The organism is Nocardioides nitrophenolicus (genome assembly GCF_016907515.1).
Lineage (GTDB): Bacteria > Actinomycetota > Actinomycetes > Propionibacteriales > Nocardioidaceae > Nocardioides > Nocardioides nitrophenolicus.
This window is the reverse complement of sequence record NZ_JAFBBY010000001.1, coordinates 4841722-4865457: the sequence shown is the minus strand read 5'-3', so window position 1 is coordinate 4865457 and position 23736 is coordinate 4841722. Positions and strand designations below refer to the sequence as shown.

The 23736-nt window shown below is 72.7% G+C and carries 18 protein-coding genes; 8 read left to right on the top strand and 10 right to left on the bottom strand.

Annotated elements, in window-relative coordinates; all coding sequences use genetic code 11:
* Window positions 1–741 precede the first annotated feature (741 nt).
* From JOD66_RS23395 to JOD66_RS23370, 6 genes are all read right to left on the bottom strand, one after another.
* Entirely contained in the window at window positions 742–1992 is a 1251-nt protein-coding gene (locus JOD66_RS23395) for a glutamate-5-semialdehyde dehydrogenase (RefSeq protein WP_204839208.1), read from the bottom strand.
* 20 nt (window positions 1993–2012) lie between these two features.
* On the bottom strand, window positions 2013–3236 hold the full coding sequence (locus tag JOD66_RS23390; RefSeq protein WP_204839207.1) for a phospholipase D-like domain-containing protein: 1224 nt from the start codon (window positions 3234–3236) through the stop codon (window positions 2013–2015).
* A gap of 296 nt (window positions 3237–3532) precedes the next feature.
* Window positions 3533–4495, bottom strand: a complete 963-nt coding sequence (locus JOD66_RS23385) for an electron transfer flavoprotein subunit alpha/FixB family protein (RefSeq protein WP_204839206.1) — start codon at window positions 4493–4495, stop codon at window positions 3533–3535.
* A 12-nt stretch (window positions 4496–4507) separates the two neighbouring features.
* The gene (locus tag JOD66_RS23380) at window positions 4508–5281 is read right to left on the bottom strand and encodes an electron transfer flavoprotein subunit beta/FixA family protein (protein ID WP_443678798.1); all 774 of its coding nucleotides are present in this window, start codon (window positions 5279–5281) and stop codon (window positions 4508–4510) included.
* A gap of 214 nt (window positions 5282–5495) precedes the next feature.
* On the bottom strand, window positions 5496–5873 hold the full coding sequence (locus JOD66_RS23375; protein ID WP_307823680.1) for a hypothetical protein: 378 nt from the start codon (window positions 5871–5873) through the stop codon (window positions 5496–5498).
* 4 nt (window positions 5874–5877) lie between these two features.
* The gene (locus tag JOD66_RS23370; protein WP_204839204.1) at window positions 5878–6663 is read right to left on the bottom strand and encodes an enoyl-CoA hydratase/isomerase family protein; all 786 of its coding nucleotides are present in this window, start codon (window positions 6661–6663) and stop codon (window positions 5878–5880) included.
* A gap of 230 nt (window positions 6664–6893) precedes the next feature.
* Here JOD66_RS23370 and glgX point away from each other — a divergent pair, with 230 nt between their 5' ends.
* A complete protein-coding gene (gene glgX / locus JOD66_RS23365; RefSeq protein ID WP_307823679.1) occupies window positions 6894–8942 on the top strand; it encodes a glycogen debranching protein GlgX in 2049 nt (682 codons plus the stop codon).
* Between the two features lie 176 nt (window positions 8943–9118).
* On the opposite strand, the gene glgP is transcribed toward glgX, so the two are convergent.
* Window positions 9119–11704 (bottom strand): alpha-glucan family phosphorylase, encoded by a 2586-nt coding sequence (gene glgP / locus JOD66_RS23360; protein ID WP_204839202.1) that lies wholly within the window; start codon window positions 11702–11704, stop codon window positions 9119–9121.
* A gap of 214 nt (window positions 11705–11918) precedes the next feature.
* Here glgP and JOD66_RS29280 point away from each other — a divergent pair, with 214 nt between their 5' ends.
* Genes JOD66_RS29280 through JOD66_RS23340 form a run of 4 tightly spaced genes read left to right on the top strand, consistent with a single transcriptional unit; the run spans window position 11919 to window position 18223 of the window.
* Window positions 11919–13160 (top strand): molybdopterin molybdotransferase MoeA, encoded by a 1242-nt coding sequence (locus tag JOD66_RS29280; protein WP_204839201.1) that lies wholly within the window; start codon window positions 11919–11921, stop codon window positions 13158–13160.
* A gap of 34 nt (window positions 13161–13194) precedes the next feature.
* Window positions 13195–15201: an alpha-1,4-glucan--maltose-1-phosphate maltosyltransferase gene (locus tag JOD66_RS23350; protein ID WP_204839200.1), complete on the top strand. Its 2007-nt coding sequence runs from the start codon at window positions 13195–13197 to the stop codon at window positions 15199–15201.
* Entirely contained in the window at window positions 15198–16895 is a 1698-nt protein-coding gene (gene treS, locus JOD66_RS23345) for a maltose alpha-D-glucosyltransferase (RefSeq protein WP_204839199.1), read from the top strand. Before JOD66_RS23350 ends, treS begins: the two co-directional genes overlap by 4 nt.
* Window positions 16892–18223 (top strand): maltokinase N-terminal cap-like domain-containing protein, encoded by a 1332-nt coding sequence (locus JOD66_RS23340; RefSeq protein ID WP_307823677.1) that lies wholly within the window; start codon window positions 16892–16894, stop codon window positions 18221–18223. The genes treS and JOD66_RS23340 overlap by 4 nt, the downstream gene beginning before the upstream one ends.
* Window positions 18224–18227: 4 nt before the next feature.
* Here the strand turns inward: JOD66_RS23340 and JOD66_RS23335 are convergent, their stop codons facing one another.
* Window positions 18228–19250 carry a hypothetical protein gene (locus JOD66_RS23335; protein ID WP_204839198.1) on the bottom strand — a complete coding sequence of 341 codons (1023 nt, stop codon included), beginning with the start codon at window positions 19248–19250 and terminating at the stop codon, window positions 18228–18230.
* A gap of 98 nt (window positions 19251–19348) precedes the next feature.
* Window positions 19349–20113, bottom strand: a complete 765-nt coding sequence (locus JOD66_RS23330; RefSeq protein WP_204839197.1) for an N-acetylmuramoyl-L-alanine amidase family protein — start codon at window positions 20111–20113, stop codon at window positions 19349–19351.
* A gap of 64 nt (window positions 20114–20177) precedes the next feature.
* On the opposite strand from JOD66_RS23330, the gene JOD66_RS23325 reads away from it, so the two are divergent.
* Genes JOD66_RS23325 through JOD66_RS23315 form a run of 3 tightly spaced genes read left to right on the top strand, consistent with a single transcriptional unit; the run spans window position 20178 to window position 22337 of the window.
* Window positions 20178–20735: a SigE family RNA polymerase sigma factor gene (locus tag JOD66_RS23325; RefSeq protein ID WP_204839196.1), complete on the top strand. Its 558-nt coding sequence runs from the start codon at window positions 20178–20180 to the stop codon at window positions 20733–20735.
* On the top strand, window positions 20732–21814 hold the full coding sequence (locus JOD66_RS23320) for a hypothetical protein (RefSeq protein ID WP_204839195.1): 1083 nt from the start codon (window positions 20732–20734) through the stop codon (window positions 21812–21814). Before JOD66_RS23325 ends, JOD66_RS23320 begins: the two co-directional genes overlap by 4 nt.
* A 10-nt stretch (window positions 21815–21824) precedes the next feature.
* Window positions 21825–22337, top strand: a complete 513-nt coding sequence (locus JOD66_RS23315; RefSeq protein WP_204839194.1) for a pyridoxamine 5'-phosphate oxidase family protein — start codon at window positions 21825–21827, stop codon at window positions 22335–22337.
* Between the two features lie 118 nt (window positions 22338–22455).
* Here the strand turns inward: JOD66_RS23315 and JOD66_RS23310 are convergent, their stop codons facing one another.
* Window positions 22456–23709: a multidrug effflux MFS transporter gene (locus JOD66_RS23310; protein ID WP_204839193.1), complete on the bottom strand. Its 1254-nt coding sequence runs from the start codon at window positions 23707–23709 to the stop codon at window positions 22456–22458.
* Between the last annotated feature and the right edge of the window lie 27 nt (window positions 23710–23736).

The window sequence follows — 23736 nt, the reverse complement described above, 5'->3', positions numbered from 1 at the left end:
GTGATCTGGCTCGCCGTCCTGTTCGCGCTCGCGAGCGCGGTCACGACCGCCGTGTCGACCTCGGCCCAGCACCTCGCGGCGGGTCGTGCGCCACGGGTGGCGCTGCTGCTGGCGGCCGCGCTCGGCCCGGTCGGGTTCGGCTTCCACGTGCTGGCGCTCGACCACGGCCCGATCGGGCTGGTGCAGCCGATCGCGATCCTCGGCATCGTGCTCGCCGTCCCGCTCCGCGCGGCCCTGGTCCGGACCCGGCCGAGCCGGGCCGAGCTGGTCGCGGTGGCCGTGACCGGGCTCGCGATCGCGGCCCTGCTGCTCGCGACCGATGCCCGCGAGCGCGCGGGGCCGGTGGACGCCGGGCTCCTCGTCGTCACGGTGGCTGCCTGCGCGGTGGTGGCGGTGCTGCTGGTCGCGGTGGCGGGCGGCGTACCGAGGGCGACGGGGCGAGCCTTCCTGCTCGGCAGCGCCTCGGGGATCCTGTTCGCGCTGATGTCGGTGCTCGTCGAGGCCGACCGGCTGTACGTCGTGCTGACCGCCTGTGGCGTCGGCGGGGTCGTGGTCAACCAGCTCGCCTACCGCGCGGCCCGCCTGTCGGCGTCGATGCCGGTGCTCAACGTCGTCAACTGCCTGCTCACGCTCGGCTTCGCGCACCTCGTGCTCGGTGAGGTGCCGCATCGGACGCCGGTCTCGACCGCGGTGTCGGCGCTCGCCCTGGTCGCGATGGGCTGGGGGCTGTGGAGGTTGGCGTCAGCGGACGTGGCCGTCGCCGATGACGACGTACTTGGTCGAGGTCATCTCCGGCAGCCCCATCGGGCCGCGGGCGTGCAGCTTCTGGGTGCTGATCCCGATCTCGGCGCCGAAGCCGAACTCGCCGCCGTCGGTGAACCGGGTCGAGGCGTTGACCAGCACCGCGGCTGAGTCGACCTCGGCCACGAAGCGCCGCGAGGCCGCCAGGTCCTCGGTGACGATCGCGTCGGAGTGACCGCTGGACCAGGTGCGGATGTGGTCGAGCGCCCCGTCGAGGTCGGGGACGACGCGCGCGGCGATGTCGAGCGAGAGGTACTCGCTCGCCCAGTCCTCGTCGGTGGCCGCGACCACGCCGTCGTACGCGGCGAACGCGTCGTCGCCGTGGATGGTCACCTCGGCCTGCTGCAGCGCGGCCACGACCCGCGGCAGGAACTCCCCCGCGACGTCGGCGTGGACGAGCAGCGACTCGGCGGCGTTGCAGACGCTCGTGCGGTGGGTCTTGGCGTTGAGCACGACGGCGAGCGCCTTGTCGAGGTCGGCGGCCGCGTCGACGTAGACGTGGCAGTTGCCGACGCCGGTCTCGATCACGGGGACCGTGGACTCGTTGACGACCGACTGGATCAGGCCCGCTCCCCCGCGCGGGATGAGGACGTCGACCTGGCCGCGGGCGCGCATCAGCGCCTTGACGCTGTCGTGGGTGTCGCCGGGGACGAGCTGGACGACGTCGGGGTCGAGCCCCGAGGCCGCGACGGCGTCGCGCAGCACGGCGACGATGGCGGCATTGCTGGACCGGGCCGAGGAGGAGCCGCGCAGCAGGACGGCGTTGCCGGACTTCAGGCAGATGCCGGCCGCGTCGGCGGTCACATTGGGCCGGGCCTCGTAGATCATCCCGACGACGCCGAACGGCACCCGCACCTGGCGCAGCTCGAGCCCGTTGGCCAGCACGCTGCCGCGCACCACCTCCCCCACCGGGTCGGCCAGTCCGGCGACCTCGCGCAGCCCCTGGGCCATGCCCTCGAGCCGCTCGGTCGTCAGCCGGAGCCGGTCGATGATGTTGGCGGGCGTGCCGTCGGCCTCGGCCCGGGCGACGTCCTCGGCGTTGCCGGCGAGGATCTCGTCGGCGCGGGCGAGCAGGGCGTCGGCCATGGCGTGCAGCGTGGCGTCCTTCTGGGCACGCGTCGCCAGCGCCAGCGAGCGGCTGGCGACGCGGGCGCGCTGGGCGACCTCGCGGACCTCGACCTCGGCAGTCATGGGGTCAAGGATAGTGAGTCTCAGGCGCAGGGACGCGAGGTGGGCTTGATGCCGGGCTTGTGGGTGATCCGGGTGCTGGCGAACATCTTCTGCCACTGCGCGTCGTACGCCGCCGCGACCGTCGGGTCGTGCATCTCGAAGGTGACCTCGTCGCTGCTCAGCCCGGGGGGCGACCAGTTCTCGGAGCCGGTCCACACCATCCGGGTGGCGGCGCCGCGGAAGGTGCCGTTGACCGTGACGTACTTGAGGTGGGAGTAGCAGCGGGCGCCGAACACCATCTCGTCGCCGGCGGTGGACAGCTTCTGGCCCCAGTCCCAGTCGGCGATCCGGACCGGGATGCCGGCCTTCTGCAGGATCCTCACGACCGGACCGCTGACCACCGAGCCCACGACCGCGATGTCGCAGCCCTCGGCCCGCATCGAGGCCAGCTCCCGGGCGAGCGCCTCGCCGCGGCCGGCGTACCAGGCGTACATGTTGACCCGCACCACGGTGTGCCCCTGGCCGTCGCCGAAGCCGCCCGTCGCCGCGCAGTCGACCCGGCGCAGCCGCTTGAGCTGCGGGTCGCCGGTGCCGAGCCGCTCCACGCGGACCCGCTGGAAGTCGGCGCCGACGGTCTCGCTGGAGTACTCCAGGTGTCGCGGCTTGGCGGTCTTGTCGCGCTTGAGCTGCCGGAAGACCTCGGTCCAGGCGGCGAACAGCGCGTCGTCGTTGCTGATGGTGAGGGCGTCATTCCACTGGCCCGCCGCGGCGCCGTACCCGAGATTGCTGGAGCTGCTGATCACCACCGAGTGGGCCGCGCCCGTCTGGCTGAAGGAGTAGACCTTCATGTGCAGGTTGCCGGTGCGCGACCCGTTGCGGCAGGCGCTGGTGCAGATGTAGAGGAAGCTGTCGGCCTTGCGGTTGCCGCCGAGGCGCGCCTGCAGCCCCCGGATGGTCTTGCCGATGATGTTGTCGTTGACCACGATCTGCACGTTCACCCCGCGCCGGTGTGCCTTGAGCAGGAGCCGGGCGGTGTCGTTGCGGTCGATGTTGTACGTCGCGATCCGGATCGTCGACCCCGGCGGAGCGTGCCGGATCGCCGCGTGCACGCGGCGTACCACCTTGGTGCGCGCCTTGACCCCGCCCATCGGGTTGTTGAAGGTCGGCCCGGTCGGGGGCTGCCAGGTGTCGTCGGCGGTGGCCGCCGGCACGGGGGCGACGAGGAGGGTGGCGAGCACCAGGATCAGCGCGGCGACGGTCTTCACGCGAAGGAGACTAACTTACTTGACTTAATCATTGACGGCGCGGGTTGCCTCGGACCGAGATGTCGGGCGGTGGGAGCGCAGGGCCGGCTGTAACACGCAGTCAGCCCGTCTGGCTGGCGGTTGTCAGCAGAGACTGGCCTCCGTACGGCGTGTCGCGGCGGAGAAGCGACAGGTAGTCACGCGGACAGCGTGTTACAGCGTGTTACAGCGGATCGCCGGAGCCGCCCCGTCGTCGAAAAGCACCGCGGGACGCCGTACCGGAGTACGACGTCCCGCGGGCCGGGTGAGCGGGTGGCTCAGCCCTTGCGCTTCTCGATCTCCGCGGTCACGGCCGGGAGGACGGTGTGGAGGTCACCCACGACGCCGAAGTCGACGAGCTCGAAGATCGGCGCCTCCTCGTCCTTGTTGACGGCCACGATCGTCTTCGAGGTCTGCATGCCGGCGCGGTGCTGGATCGCGCCGGAGATGCCGTTGGCGACGTAGAGCTGCGGCGAGACGACCTTGCCGGTCTGGCCGACCTGGAAGGTGTGCGGCTTCCAGCCGGAGTCGACGGCGGCACGCGAGGCGCCGACGGCGGCACCGAGCGCGTCGGCGAGGCCCTCGACCGCGGTGAAGTCACCGCCGGTGCCGCGACCACCGGAGACCACGATCGCGGCCTCGGTGAGCTCGGGGCGACCGGTGGCCTGGCGCGGCTGCGCGGCGACGATCTGGGCGGTCTTGGCGCCGTCGGAGATCGTGGCGGCGAACTGCTCGACGGCACCCGCGCCCGCACCCTCCTCGGGGGCCGCGGCGTTGGGCTTGACCGCGATGATCGGCGTGCCCTTGACGACCTTGGCGTCGACGGTGAAGTTGCCGGCGAAGACCGACTGGGTGGTGACGATCTCCCCACCGTCGACCCGGACGTCGACGGCGTCGGTGATCAGGCCCGAGGAGAGCTTGATCGCGAGCCGGCCGGCGATCTCCTTGCCCTCGGCCGAGGCCGGGATCAGGATCGCGGCGGGCGAGGTCTTCTCGGCGAGCTGCTGCAGCACCTCGGCCTTCGGGGCCACCAGGTAGCCCTTGATCTCGGCGTCGTCGACGACGTAGACCTTCTCGGCGCCGTACGCCTTGACCGCGTCGGCGGCGGCAGCGGCCTTGTCGGCGCCGCCGATGAAGACGGCCGATGGCTCGCCGATGCGCTTGGCGATCGCGAGCAGCTCGTAGGTGGGCTTGCGGACCGCGCCGTCGACGTGGTCGACCAGAACGAGAACTTCAGACATGGCTCAGGCTCCTCAGATGAACTTCTTCGACGCGAGGAAGTCGACCAGCGCCGTGGCGCCGGAACCGTCCTCGTCCTTGACGATCTCGCCGGCGGTCCGCGGCGGGCGGGCGGTCACGTTGTCGACCTTGGTCCACGCGGCGTCGAGGCCGACCTCGGAGGCGTCCACGCCGATGTCGGCGAGGGTGAGCGCCTCGAGCGGCTTCTTCTTCGCCGCCATGATGCCCTTGAACGACGGGTAGCGCGCCTCGCCGGACTGGTCGGTCACCGAGAGGACGAGCGGCAGGGTGCCGCCGATGACCTCGGTGGCGGTGTCGCCGTCGCGCTTGATCCGGACCTGGTCGCCCTGGGTCTCGACCACGGCGGCGAGGGTGACCTGCGGCAGGCCCAGGCGCTCGGCGAGCATCGCGGGGACGACGCTCAGGCCACCGTCGGTCGACGCGAGGCCACCGACGATCAGCTCCGGGACGCCGATCTTCTCGATCGCCTTGGCGAGCACGAGCGAGGTCGCGACGGCGTCGGAGCCGGCGATCGCGTCGTCCTGCACGTGGACGGCCTTGTCGGCACCCATCTGCAGTGCCTTGCGGACCGCCGCCTCGGCCTCGGCCGGGCCCACGGTCAGCGCGGTGACCGTGATCTCCTCGTCGGCGCGCTTCTCCTTGATCTGGAGGGCCTGCTCGACGGCGTACTCGTCGAGCTCGGAGAGGAGACCGTCGACGCCGACGCGGTCGACAGTGTTGTCCGCCTCGAACTTCCGGTCACCCGTGGCGTCGGGGACGTACTTCACAAGGACGACAATGTTGGAGAGAGTCATGGTTGTGGCCGGACCGGCCCCTTCCTGTGCAACGTGAGCCCTGCCGCGTGGTCGGGCAGGGAACAGCTCTGGTCCGCTGGAGGACAGCGTCTCGCAGGCTACCGCCCGGTCACCAACGACGGGAACCTGGTCCACGTGGCGTCGGCCACACGGATCGAACCCCGGTCCGCGCCGGGCCCGCCCCCGGTCAAGGGCGGATGACGCGCTCCAGCACCCGTCCGATCACCAGGTAGACGACCGAGGCGAGGCCGTAGTTGAACAGCGCGGTCTTGACCACGGCGTTCTTGCCCTCGAACGCCTTCACCGGGTTGTCGAGGTCGAAGAAGCCCAGGTCGAACACGTCGGCGAGGTCACGCACCAGCTTGACCAGGCTGTTGTCGGCGTTCGCCTCGAGCGCGTAGGTGAACGCGGCGGCGGCGAGCACCAGCGCGAGCGCCATGCACACGATCCACACGACGCGCGCCAGGTTGTCGCGCACCCGGGCCACGGCCAGCGAGCGGCTCGCGGAGGACGTCGGCGCGTCGGCGACGCCCTCCGTCGCACCCTTGTCGTCGTCCCTGCTCACGGCGTCACCGTCCCTCGAACGTGGCCTTGCCCGGGCCGTTCTCGATGAAGGAGCGCATGCCGGTGCGGCTGTCCTCGGTCGCGAAGATCGCCGCGAAGCTGTGCCGCTCGACCTGCAGGCCGGTCTCGAGGTCGACCTCGAGCCCCCGGTCCACCGACTCCTTGATCGCCCGCAGCGCGTACGGCGCCGCCGTCGCGAACCTCGACGCCCAGGCCACCGCCTCGGCGTACACCTCGGCCGCGGGGACCACCCGGTCGACCAGGCCGATCGCGAGCGCCTCCTCGGCCTTCACGAACCGGCCGGTGTAGAGCAGGTCCTTGGCCTTGCTGGGACCGATCAGGCGGGGCAGCCGCTGGGTGCCGCCGGCGCCGGGGATGATGCCGAGCAGCACCTCCGGCTGGCCGAGCACGGCGTTGTCGGCCGCGATCCGCACGTCGGCGGCCAGCGCCAGCTCGCAGCCCCCGCCGAGGGCGTAGCCGTTGACGGCCGCCACGACCGGCTTGGGGATCCGCGCCACCGCGTTGACGGCGTCCTGCAGCTTCTGCACCCGGTCGACCATGTCGGTGTACGACATGTCGGCCATCTCCTTGACGTCGTTGCCGGCGGCGAACACCTTCTCGCCGCCCCAGACCACGACCGCGCGGACGTCGCCGCGGTCGGTGGCCTCGGCCGCGGCCAGCGCCAGCTCGTCTTGGACCTGGATGCTGATCGCGTTCATCGCCTTGGCCCGGTCGAGCCGGATCGTCCCGACACCGTCGGCAACCTCCAGGCGCACGAACTCCGCAGTCATCTGCTCCCTCTCGTCACGGCTCCGGCCCCATGGCCCTGGGCCCCCAGTCCCGCATTCTGCCGCGTCCGGACCGGCCGGGTCACGCGAACCCGTCTCCTGGGCGCGCCGTCCCGGCGCGTCGGGGCGCCACGGGCGGGCGCGGGCGGGCGCGGACAGGGCGCGAGCGGGGCGCGGGCACAATGGGCCGGGTGACCCCCGGCCTCTGGAGAACCCTCGGAGAACGAGCCCCGGTGTGGCCCGGACGGAACTGGCCGCTCGGCGCGACCTGGACGCCCGAGGCCACCAACTTCGCGGTCCACTCCCCCGCCGCGAGCGGGGTGTGGCTGTGCCTGTACGACGACGAGTCGGGCGAGCGGCGGCTGCCGCTGACCGAGCAGTCCCTCGGCATCTGGCACGGCGCGGTACCCGACATCGCGCCCGGCACCCGCTACGGATTCCGGGTCGAGGGCCCCTGGAAGCCCGAGGAGGGCCTGCGCTTCGACCCCGACACCTTGCTGCTCGACCCCTACTGCCTCGCGGTCGCCGGCGGCGAGGGAGACGCGCGCAGCGTGGTGGTCGACCCGGCGTTCGACTGGGGCGACGACAGCCCGATGCGACGCCGCTGGCGCGACACCGTGATCTACGAGCTGCACGTCAAGGGCTTCACCAAGCTCCACGACCGGATCCCCGAGGACCTGCGCGGGACCTACGCCGGGCTCGGGCACCCGGTCGTCACCGAGTACCTGCGCGATCTCGGCGTCACCGCCGTCGAGCTGCTGCCCGTCCAGCAGTTCTTCTCCGAGCCCGCGCTGCTGGAGCGCGGCAGCGTCAACTACTGGGGCTACAACCCGATCAGCTACTTCGCCCCCGACGCGGCGTACTCCGCCGCGGGCGACCGGGGCGGCCAGGTCACCGAGTTCAAGGAGATGGTGCGCGCCCTGCACGCCGCCGGCATCGAGGTGATCCTCGACGTCGTCTACAACCACACCGCGGAGGCGGGGGCCGAGGGCCCGACGTACTCCTTCCGGGGGCTCGACGACCGCGGCTTCTACCGCCGGGTGCCGTCGGCCGACGGCTTCGACGACACCTACTGGGACGTCACCGGCTGCGGCAACACCGTCAACAGCGAGGACCCGCTGGCCCTGCGGCTGATCCTCGACTCGCTGCGCTACTGGGTGACCGAGATGCACGTCGACGGCTTCCGCTTCGACCTGATGTCGGCGCTGACCCGGACCGCGGGGCCCGACGGGATCCCCGTCGACATGGCGTGCAAGCTGCTCATCGCGATCGGGCAGGACCCGGTGCTGCGGCACGTCAAGCTGATCGCCGAACCGTGGGACGTGTCGATGGACGGCTACCTCGTCGGCGGGATGCCGCCGCCGTGGGTGGAGTGGAACGACCAGTACCGCGACGCCATCCGCGACTTCTGGCGCGGCCACTCCGACGGCACCCACGCCGTCGCCACCCGGCTCGCCGGGTCCTCGGACCTGTACGCCGACGACGGCCGATCGGCGTACAACTCGGTCAACTTCGTCACCGCCCACGACGGCTTCACCGTCCGCGACCTGGTGTCGTACGACGAGAAGCACAACGAGGCCAACGGCGAGGACAACCGCGACGGCACGGACGACAACCGGTCCTGGAACCACGGCGTCGAGGGCGAGACCTCGGATCCGGAGATCGTGGCGCTACGGCGGCGGCAGGCCGCCAACCTGATGGCCACGCTGTGCCTGTCGAACGGCGTACCGATGCTCACCGCGGGCGACGAGCGCGGCCGCACCCAGCGCGGCAACAACAACGCCTACTGCCAGGACAACGAGATCTCCTGGCTCGACTGGCGGCCCGACGACGCCTGGCTCGACGTCTACGAGGTGACCCGCGCCGCGCTCAGGCTGCGCCGCGAGCACCACGCGCTGCGCCAGCGGCACTGGTTCGAGGGCCGTCCCGCCATCGTCGGCGGCCCCAAGGACCTCGCCTGGCTGCACCCGTCGGGGCGCGAGATGACCGACGAGGACTGGTACGACTCCGGCCTGCGGACGATCGGCATGTTCGTCTCCGGCCGGCCGCTGCGCGAGCCCGGCCCGCGCGGCGAGCAGCAGATCGACACGTCCTTCCTGATCTGGTTCCACGCCGGGGCCGAGGCGGTCGACGTACATCTGCCCGACAACGACTGGGTGCGCTCGGGTGCCGTCGTCCTGTCGACGGACCCGGAGCTGCCGGCGGGGACGCTGCTCGAGATCGGTGGGTTGGTGCGGATCGGCGGGCGGAGCGTCGTGGTGATGCAGGAGACCGACGACTGACGCCGACCCGGCTCGAAGTTGCTGTGGTTTTCCGCCGACCCGGCAGAAAGTCGCTCCGAGATCGCGCCGACCCGGCAGAAAGTAGCGTCAGTAACAACCACTTTCTGCCGGGTCAGCGCAAGAACAGAACCAGTTTCTGCCGGGTCAGCGCACAACCAGAGCCACTTTCTGCCGGGTCACGCGAGAGCGACGACCCCCAGCTCGGCCGGAGCAACCAGCAGCGGGTTGGCCGGGAGCACCCGGACCGTGTAGCCGAACGGCCCCGAGCGACCGAGCGCGACCTCGCCGTCGAAGCGGTGGCGGCCGCCGTCGTAGGACTCGACCAGCGTGAGCGGTACGACGGACGCCGCCACGATGTCGTCCTCGGCGTCGACCCGGCCGTGGACCAGCTGCACCTCGACGTCGTGGGGCGCGAGCTCGCCGAGCGCGACGTAGGAGCGGACGTGGAGGACGGCGCCGACCTCGGCGACGTCGCCGATGCCCTCGGCCTCGACGTGCTCGACGCGGACGCCGCCCCACGCGCCGCGCACGCGCGCCTTCCACGCGGCGAGGTCGCGGGCGCCGTTCTCGACCGCGGCCAGGGCGCGGGCGTTGGTGGCCGCGGGGGCGTAGAGCTGGGCGACGTAGTCGCGGACCATGCGGGTGGCGAGCACCTTGGGGCCGAGGTTGGCCCAGGTGGCGCGCAGCATCTCGACCCAGCCGGCGGGCACGCCCTCGTGGTCGTGGTCGTAGAAGCGCGGCGCGACCTCGTTCTCGATCAGGTCGTAGAGGGCGGCGGCCTCGAGGTCGTCACGCTGGTCGGAGTAGTCCTCCAAGCCGTCGGCGGACGGGATCGGCCAGCCGAACTCGGGCTCGTACCACTCGTCCCACCAGCCGTCGAGGATGGACAGGTTGAGGCCGCCGTTGAGCGCGGCCTTCATGCCGGACGTGCCGCAGGCCTCGTAGGGGCGCAGCGGGTTGTTGAGCCACACGTCGCAGCCGGGGTAGAGCGGCTGCGCGAGCGCGATGTCGTAGTTGGGCAGGAACACGATCCGGTGCCGGACGTCCTCGGCGTCCGCGAAGCGGACCAGCTCCTGGATCAGCCGCTTGCCGCCGTCGTCGGCAGGGTGCGCCTTGCCGGCGACGACCAGCTGGACCGGGCGCTCGGGGTGCAGCAGCAGGGCCTTGAGCCGCGCGGGGTCGCGCAGCATCAGCGTCAGTCGCTTGTACGACGGCACCCGGCGCGCGAAGCCGATGGTCAGCACGTCGGGGTCGAGCGCGTCGTCGATCCAGCCGAGCTCGGCGACCGAGGCCCCGCGCTTCTCCCAGGACTTGCGCAGCCGCCGGCGGGCGTCGTCGACCAGCCGCTGGCGCAGCAGCCGCTTGGTGCGCCACACGTCGGGGCCGGGCACCTTGTCGAAGGCGGCCCAGAACGCGGCGGCGTCGTCGCCGTCGTAGTCGGCGCCCTGCGCCTCGGCGAGCGCCGCGACCTCGGGGGCGACCCAGGTGGGCGCGTGGACGCCGTTGGTGATCGAGGTGATCGGCACCTCGGCCTCGTCGAAGGCGGGCCACAGGCCGTTGAACATGCCCCGGCTGACATGCCCGTGGAGCTGCGAGACGCCGTTGGCGCGTTGGGCGAGCCGGAAGCCCATCACGGCCATGTTGAACACGCCCGGGTCGCCGCCGTCGTAGTCCTCGGCGCCGAGGGCGAGCACCTGGTCGACGGGTACGCCGGGGGTGGCGCCGTGCTCGCCGAGGTACTGCTCCACGAGCGTGCGCGGGAAGCGGTCGATGCCGGCCGGGACCGGGGTGTGGGTGGTGAAGACCGTCGAGGCCCGGCCGGCCTCGAGCGCGGCGGCGAAGTCGAGGTCGCTGTCGGCGGTCAGCTCGCGGATCCGCTCCACGCCGAGGAAGCCGGCGTGGCCCTCGTTGGTGTGGAACACCTCGGGCGCGGGGGCGCCGGTGATCCGGGAGTACGCGCGCAGGGCACGCACGCCGCCCACGCCGAGCAGCAGCTCCTGGCGCAGCCGGTGCTCGGTGTTGCCGCCGTAGAGCCGGTCGGTGACCAGGCGGTAGGCCTCGGGGTTCTCCTCGACGTCGGTGTCGAGGAGCAGCAGCGGCACCCGGCCGACGCTGGCCACGAACACCCGGGCGAGCAGGTCCGGGCCGTCGGGCATCCGGATCGCGATCGTCGTACGGCTGCCGTCGGACTCGTGCAGCAGCGACAGCGGCAGCCCGTCGGGGTCGAGCACCGGGTAGCTCTCCTGCTGCCAGCCGTCGCGCGAGAGCGCCTGCTTGAAGTAGCCGTGGCGGTACAGCAGCCCGACGCCGACGATGGGCACACCGAGGTCGCTGGCGGCCTTGAGGTGGTCGCCGGCGAGGATGCCGAGGCCGCCGGAGTACTGCGGGAGCACGGCGGTGATGCCGTACTCCGGCGAGAAGTAGGCGATCGAGGTCGGCCAGGTGCGGTCCGGCTCGGCGGCGCTGGCACGCTGGTACCACCGGTCCTCGGAGAGGTACGACGCGAGGTCGGCCCGGGCGTCCGCGACCCGGCGGACGTAGTCGTCGTCGGCGACCAGCTCGGCCCACCGCTCGGCGCTCACCTCGCCGAGCAGCCGCAGCGGGTCGCGGCCGGCGTCCTGCCAGAGCCCGGGGTCGATCGCCTCGAAGAGCGCCTGGGTGGGTGGATGCCAGGACCAGCGCAGGTTGGCCGCGAGCTCGCCCAGCGAGGCGAGCGCGTCGGGCAGGACGGGGCGGACCGTGAACCTCCGGATCGCACGCATGGACCGACGGTAGCCAATCGCACTTGAACGATCCAAGACAGGGCGGCCGGAATCGGGATAGGTGCGACGCCGGGTTCCGCGTAACGCGCGGGCGGCCACCGCGTTGTGGTGGTAGAGACGGGCGGGGTGGAGTCATGGGGGCTGCCTCGCCCGTCGCACTTTTCCGGCCCCGGCCCGAGCCGCCGCCGTCGGGAGGCGCCCTAGGCTGGCGCCGATGACTACCGCACCCCTCCGCCCGGTCCCCGACCACCAGCGCCACGTGGCCGCTCTCCTCGCCGCGGGCCACGGCCCGGACCACCCGTGGCCGACCGAGACGGTCGCGGTGGACCAGGCCCGCGGCCGGGTGCTCGGCGCCCCGGTGAGCGCGCCGGAGCCACTGCCGGCCTTCGACAACTCCGGCATGGACGGGTACGCGGTCCGCGCGGCCGAGGTCGCGGCGGCCACCCCCGAGCACCCGGTCCGCCTCCCGGTCGGCGAGGACATCCCCGCGGGGGCGCCGGTCGGCGAGCTCGCCCCGGGGACCGTACGCCGGATCATGACCGGCGCGGCCGTGCCCGCGGGCGCCGACGCGGTGGTCGAGGTGGAGGTGACCGACGGCGGCACCGACACCGTCGAGATCCGGGAGGCCCGGCCGGCGGGCAGCTTCGTGCGCACCGCCGGGTCCGACCTGGCCCGGGGCCAGGAGGTGCTGGCGCCGGGGATCACCCTGGGCCCGGCCCAGCTGGGCGTCCTGGCGGCGCTCGGCGTCCGGGAGGTCGTCGTACGACGGCGGCCCCGGGTGCTGGTGGTGTCGACGGGCAGCGAGCTCGCCGCGGACCCGGCGCCGGGCTCCGGCCAGATCCGCGACGCCAACGGCGCGCTGCTGGCGGCCGCGGTCGAGGAGGCCGGCGGCGTGGCGGTGCGCAGGCTCTGGGTCGAGGACGACGTGCCGACCTTCCTGGCGCTGCTCGACGCCGAGCTCGCGGCCGGCGATGTCGACCTGGTCGTCACCAGCGGCGGAGTCAGCGCCGGGGCCTACGAGGTGGTCAAGGACGGGCTCGGGCCCCGCGGCGTGGAGTTCGTCAAGGTGGCCATGCAGCCCGGGATGCCGCAGGGCTCGGGCCTGCTCGACGCGACCACGCCGGTGGTCTGCCTACCCGGCAACCCGGTGAGCGCGCTGACCTCGTGGGAGGTGTTCGTGCGTCCTGCCCTGCGGCTGGCGTTCGGCCACCCGCGACCGTACCGCACCGTCGTCCGGGCCGCCCTGACCGAGCCGCTGCAGCCGCTGCGGGGCAAGCGCCAGCTGCGCCGCGCCCGCCTGGACCGCGCCGCCCGCGCGGTCGCGCCCTGGGGCCCGCCGGGCTCGGGCTTCCTCGGCTGGTTCGCCGGCGCCGACGCGTTGATCGACCTGCCCGCCGACGGCGCGCCGCTCGCCGCGGGCGACCTCGTCGACGCCTGGGACCTGACCTCTGACTAGACGCACCCCATCGGTGACTCGATAGGTTCGACGCATGGTCGGACGCATCCCCGTGATCGACGTCGAGCCGGTCCTCGAGGCCGGAGCCAACCAGGGCCGCCTGCCGGTCAAGGCCAGCCTGGGCGAGCCCTTCCCGGTCCGGGCGACCGTGTTCCGCGAGGGACACGACCGCCTGGGCGCCGAGGTGGTGCTGATCGGGCCCGACGGCGTACGACGACCACCGGTGCGGATGCAGCCGCTGCCCCCGCGCGACCGGTTCACCGTGGACCGCTACGAGGCCTGGGTGAGCGCCGACGCCGAGGGGCCGTGGTCGTTCGAGATCCACTCGTGGTCGAGTCCGCTCGGGACCTGGTTCCACGACGCCGGCATCAAGATCAGGGCCGGGGTCGACGTCGACCTGATGTTCGCCGAGGGTCGGCTGCTGTTCGAGCGTGTTCTCGCCGGCGGCGGCCTCACCAAGGCCGAGCGGAAGACGGTCACCGCGGCGATCGCCGCCGCCGGCGACGACCAGCGCCCGGTGGAGGCCCGGCTCGCGCAGCTCGAGTCCCCCGAGGTGGTCACCACCCTCGAGGCGCACCCGCTGCGCGACCTGCTGACCGTCGAGGGCCCGTTCCCGGTGTACGTCGACCGCCCGCGCGCGCTCTTCGGCAGCTGGTACGAGCTCTTCCCCCGCTCCGAGGGCGCGACCTACGACCCGGAGACCGGCGAGGTCACCAGCGGCACCTTCCGCACCGCCGCCGAGCGGCTGCCCGCCGTCGCGGCGATGGGCTTCGACGTGGTCTACCTGCCGCCGATCCACCCGATCGGCGAGGTCAACCGCAAGGGGCCCAACAACACCGTGCTGCCCGACGGCGAGCCGACTCCCCCGGACTGGAAGGGCTCTCCCTGGGCGATCGGGAGCAAGGACGGCGGCCACGACGCGGTCCACCCGGACCTCGGCACGATCGGCGACTTCGACGCCTTCGTCGCCGCGGCGAAGGCGCTCGACCTCGAGGTCGCGCTCGACCTCGCCCTGCAGTGCGCGCCCGATCACCCGTGGGTCGCGGCGCACCCGGAGTGGTTCACCACCCGCGCCGACGGCACGATCGCGTACGCCGAGAACCCGCCCAAGAAGTACCAGGACATCTACCCGGTCAACTTCGACAACGACCCGGCCGGCATCTCCGCCGAGGTGCTGCGCGTCGTGCGCCACTGGATGGCCCACGGCGTGCGGATCTTCCGGGTCGACAACCCCCACACCAAGCCGGTGGCGTTCTGGCAGTGGCTGCTGGCCGAGGTGCGGCGCACGGACCCCGACGTGCTCTTCCTCGCCGAGGCGTTCACCAAGCCGCCGATGCTGCAGACACTCGGGGCGATCGGGTTCCACCAGTCCTACACCTACTTCACCTGGCGCACCGAGAAGCCCGACGTCGAGGACTACCTGCGCGAGGTGTCGCAGGAGTCGGCGCACCGGATCCGGCCGAACTTCTTCGTCAACACGCCCGACATCCTCCACGAGTTCCTCCAGTACGGCGGCCCGGCGGCCTTCCGGATCCGGGCGGTGCTCGCGGCGATGTCCTCCCCCAGCTGGGGCATGTACGCCGGCTACGAGCTCAGCGAGCACGTCGCGGTCAAGCCGGGCAGCGAGGAGTACCTCGACTCGGAGAAGTACCAGATCCGGGTCCGGGACTGGTCCGCCGCCGACGCGAACGCGGCCGGGCTGCCGGCGTACGTCACCCGGCTCAACGAGATCCGCCGGGCCCACCCGGCGCTGCACCTGCTGCGCAACCTGCGCCTGCACCAGGCCGAGGACGACCACGTCGTGTGCTGGTCGAAACGGGCGGGCGACGACACGGTGATCGTGGTCCTCAGCCTCGACCCCCACCAGGTCCGGGAGTCGATGGTCCACCTCGACCTGGCCGCGCTCGGCCTCGAGCCCGGCACCTCGTTCACGGTCCACGACGAGCTCAGCGGGAGCGCGTGGACCTGGGGCGAGCACGACTACGTCCGGCTCGATCCCGCGCAGCCGGCGCACATCCTGACCGTGAAGGGGCACGCATGACCACGGCCGAGTCCATCGTCCTCAACGAGGAGCCCGAGTGGTTCCGGACCGCGGTCTTCTACGAGGTCCTAGTGCGCTCGTTCCGCGACTCGAACGCCGACGGCACCGGTGACTTCCAGGGCCTGACCGAGAAGCTGGACTACCTGCAGTGGCTCGGGGTCGACTGCCTGTGGGTGCCGCCGTTCTTCACCTCGCCGCTGCGCGACGGCGGGTACGACGTCGCCGACTACACCGGGATCCTGCCCGAGATCGGCACCGTCGAGGACTTCCATGCCTTCCTCGACGCCGCCCACGAGCGCGGCATCCGGGTGATCATCGACTTCGTCATGAACCACACGAGCGACGCACACCCGTGGTTCCAGGCCTCCCGCTCCGACCCGGACGGCCCCTACGGCGACTTCTACGTGTGGTCCGACACCGACGAGCTCTACCAGGACGCCCGGATCATCTTCGTCGACACCGAGCCGTCGAACTGGACCTGGGACCAGACCCGCGGCCAGTACTACTGGCACCGGTTCTTCCACCACCAGCCCGATCTCAACTTCGACAACCCCGCGGTCCACGACGCGATGCTGGAGGCGATGGCGTTCTGGCTCGACATGGGCCTCGACGGCTTCCGGCTCGACGCGGTGCCCTACCTCTACGAGCGGCCCGGGACCAACGGCGAGAACCTCCCGGAGACCCACGAGTTCCTCAAGAAGGTGCGCCGGTTCGTCGACGACAACTACCCGGGCCGGGTGCTGCTCTGCGAGGCGAACCAGTGGCCGACCGACGTGGTCGAGTACTTCGGCGATCCCGAGGTGGGCGGTGACGAGTGCCACATGGCCTTCCACTTCCCGGTGATGCCGCGCATCTTCATGGCGGTGCGGCGCGAGTCCCGCTTCCCGATCTCGGAGATAATGGACCAGACGCCGGACATCCCGGCCGGCTGCCAGTGGGGCATCTTCCTGCGCAACCACGACGAGCTGACCCTGGAGATGGTCACCGACGAGGACCGCGACTACATGTGGGGCGAGTACGCCAAGGACCCGCGGATGAAGGCCAACATCGGCATCCGCCGGCGGCTGGCCCCACTGCTCGACAACGACACCAACCAGATCGAGCTGTTCACCGCGCTGCTGCTCTCGCTGCCCGGCTCCCCCGTCCTCTACTACGGCGACGAGATCGGGATGGGCGACAACATCTGGCTCGGCGACCGCGACGGCGTGCGCACGCCGATGCAGTGGACCCCCGACCGCAACGCCGGCTTCTCCTCGGCCACCCCCGGCAAGCTGCACCTGCCGACGATCCAGGACCCGGTCTACGGCTACCAGAGCGTCAACGTCGAGGCGCAGCTGGAGAACCCGTCCTCACTGCTGCACTGGACCCGCCGGATGATCCACATCCGTCGGCAGCACGACGCCTTCGGGCTCGGCACCTTCTCCGACCTCGGCGGCTCCAACCCGACGGTGCTGTCGTACGTCCGCGAGCACGCCTCCGACGACGTCATCCTCTGCGTCAACAACCTCTCCCGCTTCCCCCAGCCGGTCGAGCTCGACCTGCGGCGGTTCGAGGGCCGGGTGCCGGTCGAGCTGCTCGGCGGCGTCCCGTTCCCCCGGATCGGCGAGCTCCCGTATCTCCTGACGCTGAGCGGGCATGGCTTCTACTGGTTCCGGTTGACGGATCCGGAGACGACCGGAAGGCCGGTGCTGTGACTGCCTCGTTCCTCGCCCCGTTCCTCGAGCGCAGCCGCTGGTTCGGCGGCAAGGGCCGGACGTTCGCGGTCACGGGCAGCCGCGAGCTGCTGCGGCTCGGGAGCGACCCCGAGCTGGTGCTGCTGCTCGTCGAGGTCACCTACGACGACGGCGGCGACCGTGAGCTCTACCAGGTCCCGCTCGCGCTGTACGACGAGCCGCAGGACCGGCTCGAGCACGCGCTGGTCGGTCGCTGGCCGGACGAGACCGGGCGACCGGCGTACGACGCCCCGCAGGACCGCGCCGCCACCGCCCACCTGCTGCGGGCCTTCGGCAACCGTCCCGGCTTCGTCCGGCTGCCCGGGCACGACCTCGACCTCGACGCCGTCGGCAGCCTGTTCAGCGGCGAGCAGTCCAACTCCTCGGTGCTCTTCGGCGAGGACTCGGTGCTCAAGCTGTTCCGCAAGGTGACGCCGGGCGAGAACCCCGACATCACGACCCACCGGGTGCTCACCGAGGCGGGCTCGCCGCACGTCGCCCAGCTCTACGGCTGGATCGAGGTCGAGGACCTCCAGCTCGGGATGCTCCAGCAGTTCCTGCGCACCGCGAGCGACGGCTGGGACCTGGCCCTGGCCAGCGTGCGCGATCTGTTCGCCGAGGCCGACCTGCACGCCGAGGAGGTGGGCGGCGACTTCGCCAGCGAGGCCGCCCGCCTCGGCAGCGCCCTCGCCGAGGTGCACGCCCAGCTCGCGGAGTCGTTCCCGACCACGTCGCTCCCCGGCGCCGACCTCGCCGCGGGCATGACCGAGCGGCTCGCGGCGGCGGTCGAGGTGGTGCCGGAGCTCGCGGCGCACGCCGACGCGGCACGTGAGGTGTTCGCGACGGTGGCGGCACTGGGCGAGGTGCCCGTCCAGCGGGTGCACGGCGACCTCCACCTCGGCCAGACCCTGCGCACCGTGCTCGGCTGGAAGCTGGTCGACTTCGAGGGCGAGCCGGCCAAGCCCCTGGCCGAGCGGGTGCTGCCCGACTCCCCCTGGCGCGACGTCGCCGGCATGCTCCGCTCCTTCGACTACGCGCCGCACGCCGTCGCCGAGTCGATGCCCGAGGAGGACCCCGACGTGCTCCACCAGCGCGGGGTGCGGGCCGACGAGTGGGCGCGACGCAACCGCAAGGCGTTCCTGGCCGCCTACCTGGGCGGTCAGCCGCTGTGGCCCGCCGCGCGAGCCCTGCTCACGTCGTACGTCATCGACAAGGCGGTCTACGAGTGCGTCTACGAGGCGCGCAACCGGCCGACCTGGCTGCCGATCCCGCTCGCGGGCGTGGCCCGGCTGACCGCCCGCCGGAGCTGAGTCGTCAGGCGCCGCGGAGCGCGGCGGCGCAGGACGGCGCGCTGCCCGGCTCGCGGGCCGCGGGGTCCTCGAGCCCGGCGAGCAGGTCGCTCCAGGTGCCGAAGTGGGCCACCTTCGTGCGGGGCGGCGCCACGACCTCGACCGGGCTGCCGTAGTCGTGATAGTCGATCCGGACCTGTACCTCGCGCATGGTCGGCTCGGCGACCAGCCCCCGCAGCTCCTTCGGCACCCCGCCACGCGAGGCCTTGAGCGCGTCGGCCACGTCGGCGAGGTCGTAGGCGATCGACGCATAGCGCCCGTTCACGCCGATGTTCGCCACGGCGCGCACCCGCGCCTTCGGGTCGATCGGCTCCGCCGTCGGCCCACCGGGCTTGGGGAGGGCCGCGGGCAGCGCCTCGTCCAGCCGGAGCTCGACGACGACCTGGTCCTCGACGCTGTCATAGCCGTTCAGCACACTTCGGTCCGAGAGGGACGGATCGAGCCGGCCGAGGGCGACCGGCTCCAGGAGCAGCAGGGCCTGATAGGGCACCCCCGCGGGTCCGCCGTCCTCGGCGCCGCCCGTCAGGTGCATCCAGCAGTCCATCGACCTGCCGTCCACCGTCATCCGGAGCCAGGTGTCCTCGCCGCGCAGGCGCATCTCGAAGCGGTTGTCCTCGTCCGGTCCGATGAGGAGCTCGGTCGCCGGCTGCGCGACGTCGAAGGAGCCCTCGATGGGGACCTCGACCTGGCCGCCCCCGATCCACCACACGTCGAACCGGGCACTGGCCTCGTCGAGGAAGCTCCGCTCCGCCTCGTCCACGAGCGCCTGCGCCTCGGCCTCGGTTCCCGGGACCACCCCCGGTCCCTCCGAGTCCTCCCGGTCGTTCTCGCGCAGCGCGTCCAGCTGCTCCGCGGTCACGTCGACGAGGCGGCCCGCCTTCCCGGCGCGCTGGTCCTCGCCCAGCTCGGCCAGGTCGCAGCCGGCGAGCATCGACGTGGCGGCCAGGGCGGCGAGCAGGGTCAGGCGCGGAAGGGAGCGGTCCGGCATGCAGGCATCCTCGCACCGGCCGCGCCGCGGGGCAGGCGTTCCCCGACACCTGTCCGCACGAGCTGGGGTCGGGCCAGGGGCATCCCCGCCGGCGGGGCTCAGCGCAGGTAGCGACGCACCGCGCCGGCGAGGGCGGCGGCGTACCGCTGCTGGCCCGCGCGCGAGGCCATCACCCGGGCGTCGGCGGCGCTGCGCATGTTGCCGAGCTCGACCATCGCGGTCGGGATCTCGGAGAGGTTGAGCGTGGCCAGGTCGCCGCGGTAGGTGAAGCCGCGGCCGCCGGCGGCGTAGCTCGCGTTGCGGAAGCCGCGGTCGTGCAGGGCGCCGCGGACGGTGCGGCCGAAGGCGGTCGAGGCGGCCCTGCCCTCGGCCTTGGCTGCGACGATCACGTGGAACCCGCGCCCGCCGCTCAGCGAGCCGTCGCCGTGGATGCTGAGCTTGAGGTCGGCCGCGCGCTCCCAGCCGGCGTACCCGGCGTTGCCGAGCCGGCCGCGTACGTCGACGCACGGGCCCCAGGCGGCGCGACTGTTCGTGGTGCGGGTCAGCACCACCGTGGCGCCCAGGGCGCGCAGCCGCTTCGCGAGCCGGCGCGCCACCCGCCAGGTGAAGGTGGCCTCGGGGAAGCCGCCGTCGGTCGCCGTGCCCGTGGTGTTGCAGGGCTTGGTCTGGCCGTTGCCCGCGGGGACCGGCTGGTCGATCTCCGCGCGGTGGCGGGAGTTGCCGAGCTGGTGCCCCGGGTCGACCACGATCACGCGGCCGGCGAGCGGCAGCGGGTCCGAGGCGACCCGTTCCGGGGCCGCGGCGACCGGGGCTGCCGGGGACAGCAGGGCGGCGAGGACTGCGAGCACCACGAGACGAGCCATGCCCGCATCATCACACCGACCCGGCCGACCCAACCGAACCGGCCGCCACCGACATCTAGAGGGCATGGAGAGTCTCGGGACCGCCCGGCCTCCGGCATCCTTCGTGCAGGAGGTGCTGGTGGACGACGAGCGGGAGTACGCCGACCTGTTCGCCGCGCTGTGGCCGCGGCTCTACCGGCTGGCGCGCGCGGTGTCCGACGACGCGGCCACCGCCGAGGACGCTGTGCAGGCGGCGTTCGCGCGGGCCTACGCCTCGTGGGGCCGGGTACGCAGGGCCGACAGCCCGGAGGCGTACCTGCGCCGGATGGTGCTCAACGAGGTCCTCGGCCTGCGTCGCAAGGCCTGGTCGCGGCGGGAGCGGCCGCACCCGGCCGTCGACACCGGGCTGGTCGCCGAGGCGCACGACGGCGCGGTGGCCGAGCGGGACCGGATGTGGGCCGCGGTCCGGGCACTCCCGCCACGGCAGCGCGCGGTCATCGTGCTGCGCTACTACGAGGACCTCAGCGAGGAGCAGATCGCCCTCGCGCTCGGCTGCTCGCGCGGCACCGTCAAGTCCCAGGCGGCGGCCGCCCTCGCCGGCCTGCGCCGCTGCGGCGCCTTCACGACAGGAGAGGACGCATGACCCTCGAGCTGAGCGACCTGCTCGCGGAGCGGATCGACGACTTCGCCGTCCCCCCGGCCGACCCGGGTGCCGCACGCGCCGCCGGGCGCCGGCTGCGGCGGCGGCGCCGGACGACGGCCGCGCTCGCCGCGACCACCGTGCTCGTCGTGGGGGCCGGCCTCGCCGTCACCCTCCCGGGCACCGGTCGCGACGGGCACGCGGTCCGCGACCCGGCGTACGCCTCGGTGGGGGCGCTGGACCTCAGCCACGGCGCCCGCGCGTACGCCGACCCCGGCGTCACCCTGTACCTCGGCGGCCGCGCGCTGCCCTACGGCGAGGTGGCCTGGCTCGACACCGACGCCGTCGCCACCGGATCGGGGATCGTCTTCTACGACGCCGGCCGGCCGATGCTGCTCGACGCGAGCGGAGAGGTGTCGCGGCTGGCCGACGGACGGCTGGACACCCCCCGGGGCTTCCACCCGACCGCGAAGGCCGACGCCGAGGCGCCGCTGGTGGCCTGGGCGACGCTGCGCGACGGCATCGCGACGATCACCGTCCACGACCTCGACACCGGCGCGGACGTGGGCTCCACGACGCTCGACTGCGGCTCCTGCGGCGACCTCGTCATCGACGGCATCGACAGCGGCCGGGTGTTCGTCCGCGACGCCACCGGCACCCGCACCTGGACCTGGGCCGACGACACCTGGCGCGACTTCGCCGCGGCGGGGACCCGGGTGGCCGACGTACGCAACGGCGTGGTGCTCTTCACCGGCCCGCGTCCCGCCGACGCCGGCGACCTGCGCCTGGTCGAGGCCCCGGGGACCGACGCCCAGCTCACCCTCGACGGCCGCTACGTCCTGTACTGGAGCAGCGTCCTCCAACCGACCAGCCCCGGCGAGGAGCCCGTCATCCTCGCCGTCGGGCCGCGCACCCCGCAGGACGGGCCCGCCTGGTACGCCGTGGACACCGACGGCACCATCCTCGTCGCGACGGCCGACCACAAGGTCTACGACTGCGTCATCGCGCCCGGCAGCTGCACCGAGCTGGGCCGGGTGAGCGGGGAGGGCGGCGACCCGGAGTTCGTCGGAGTCGACATGTGAGGATCGCCGCATGCCCGTCACCAACCCCTGGCTCGCCGGCCCGGCGCCCGACGCCGTGCTGCCCCGCGAGCAGCTCGAGGAGCGGATCCTCAACCTGCTCTCGGCCCACAACACCGCCGTGATCGCCACCGTCAACGCCGACGGCTCCCCCGCCGCCACGCCGGTGCGCTACTTCAGCCTGGGCTTCGAGATCCTCTACACCAGCTGGCACGCCTCGCCGAAGTCCCGCAACCTGGCCCGCGACCCGCGCGTCTCGGCCGGCATCGTCGCACCGCTGGTCGGTCAGGCCAGCAGTCGCGGCGCCCAGCTCTTCGGCACCGCCCGCACCCTCGACCGCGACCACCCCGACGCCGACGCCTACTGGGAGGCGGTGCGCTGGCAGTCCGACCACGTCGAGCGCGGCCGCTCGCTCGACGAGCCGCCCACCGACCCGCTGACCGTCATCACGCCGGACCGGATCGTCTACACCGAGCACTGGCTGCGGCGTGCCGGGTTCGCGCCCCGGCAGACCTGGCGCCGCTAGGCCGTCGTACCACGTGTCCCAGGGGTCACACTTGACGGGCAAAACTGTCACTTGTCGGCCGTTGCAACGCCCGACAAGCGCCGGAATCGCCGGTCGACCGGCGATTCCTGCACCCCGCCTACAGCAGCTCCACCGGCTCCCGCTCCCCCAAGACCCCCGACACCGCGCAGTCCCGCGACTCGACCGCGCAGTGCCAGGTCCAGCACAGCTGCCCCGCACCGACGCCGACGAGCGCGGCGACGGCGAACCCGAGGGCCGAGCCGCCGATCACGGGCACGAGGGCCACCGCGGTGACCGCGTTGAGCACGAGCGCCACGAAGCTGGCCAGCGACACCACGGCGCCGCGGCGGGCCGGGAAGCGGTCGAGGAGCATCAGCTGCATGGTCGGGTAGGTGATGCCGTTGCCGAGCGCGATCAGCGCGACGCCCACCACCGCCCACGGCAGCTCGTCGCCGAGACCGACCGCGGCGATGACCACGCCGACCACCCCGCCGACGAAGGAGGTCGTGCAGCCCCAGGAGACCAGCCGGCGGGCGGAGATCCGGCCCGCGGCCCGGCCGCAGAGCCAGGAGCCGAGCATCATCGAGCCGATCATCGGGACGAAGAGCTTCCAGAAGTCGAGCTCACCCTGACCGAGGACGTCGACGACGAAGATGGCGGCGCCGCCGATGTAGAGGAACTGCGCGCCGAAGATCAGCGCGGTCGCCCAGCCGAGCCGGTGGAAGGCGCCGACCCGGCCGACCTCGACCAGGCCGCCGAGGACGGCGCCGACCCGCATCGGGACCCGGCGCTCGCGCGGGTGGGTCTCGGGCAGCAGCAGGAGCACGGCCAGGATGAGCAGCACGCCCATCGCCGCCTGGAAGCCGAAGATCAGCTGCCACGGACCCCACTGGAGCAGGACCCCGCCGAGCAGCGGGCCGACGGCGGGCGCGAGGCCGAAGATGATCGCGACCCGGCTCATCAGCCGCTGCGCCTGCGGCCCGTCGAACAGGTCGCGGATCACGGTCCGGCTCACGATGGTCGCGCCGCCGGCGCTCAGGCCCTGCAGGGCGCGGCACACCAGCAGCAGCGGCAGGCTGCCGGCCACGGTGCAGCCCAGCGACGCGAGCACGTAGACCGCGATCCCGCCGACGATCACCGGACGCCGGCCGACCGCGTCGGAGAGCGGGCCGTGGAACACGCTCATCAGCGCGAACGAGGCGAGGTACACGGTGACGATGAGCTGCAGCGCGCTGGTGTCGACGTCGAGGTCGCGGCCCATCTCGGGGAAGGCCGGGAACGGCGTGTCGATGCTGAACGGACCGATCATCGAGAGCAGCGCCAGCACCGCCGGGACCAGGACCGTGTATCTCCACCCGATGCGTTCGCTCACCCGCGCATCATTGCCTACCGGCTAGAC

Coding starts and splice junctions, on each gene's coding strand:
- JOD66_RS23335 (WP_204839198.1), bottom strand. CDS start 19,250: ATGCCGGACCGCTCCCTTCCGCGCCTGACCCTGCTCGCCGCCCTGGCC.
- JOD66_RS23330 (WP_204839197.1), bottom strand. CDS start 20,113: ATGGCTCGTCTCGTGGTGCTCGCAGTCCTCGCCGCCCTGCTGTCCCCG.
- JOD66_RS23395 (WP_204839208.1), bottom strand. CDS start 1,992: ATGACTGCCGAGGTCGAGGTCCGCGAGGTCGCCCAGCGCGCCCGCGTC.
- JOD66_RS23370 (WP_204839204.1), bottom strand. CDS start 6,663: ATGACTGCGGAGTTCGTGCGCCTGGAGGTTGCCGACGGTGTCGGGACG.
- JOD66_RS23315 (WP_204839194.1), top strand. CDS start 21,825: ATGCCCGTCACCAACCCCTGGCTCGCCGGCCCGGCGCCCGACGCCGTG.
- JOD66_RS23320 (WP_204839195.1), top strand. CDS start 20,732: ATGACCCTCGAGCTGAGCGACCTGCTCGCGGAGCGGATCGACGACTTC.
- JOD66_RS29280 (WP_204839201.1), top strand. CDS start 11,919: ATGACTACCGCACCCCTCCGCCCGGTCCCCGACCACCAGCGCCACGTG.
- glgP (WP_204839202.1), bottom strand. CDS start 11,704: ATGCGTGCGATCCGGAGGTTCACGGTCCGCCCCGTCCTGCCCGACGCG.
- JOD66_RS23325 (WP_204839196.1), top strand. CDS start 20,178: ATGGAGAGTCTCGGGACCGCCCGGCCTCCGGCATCCTTCGTGCAGGAG.
- treS (WP_204839199.1), top strand. CDS start 15,198: ATGACCACGGCCGAGTCCATCGTCCTCAACGAGGAGCCCGAGTGGTTC.
- JOD66_RS23350 (WP_204839200.1), top strand. CDS start 13,195: ATGGTCGGACGCATCCCCGTGATCGACGTCGAGCCGGTCCTCGAGGCC.
- JOD66_RS23385 (WP_204839206.1), bottom strand. CDS start 4,495: ATGTCTGAAGTTCTCGTTCTGGTCGACCACGTCGACGGCGCGGTCCGC.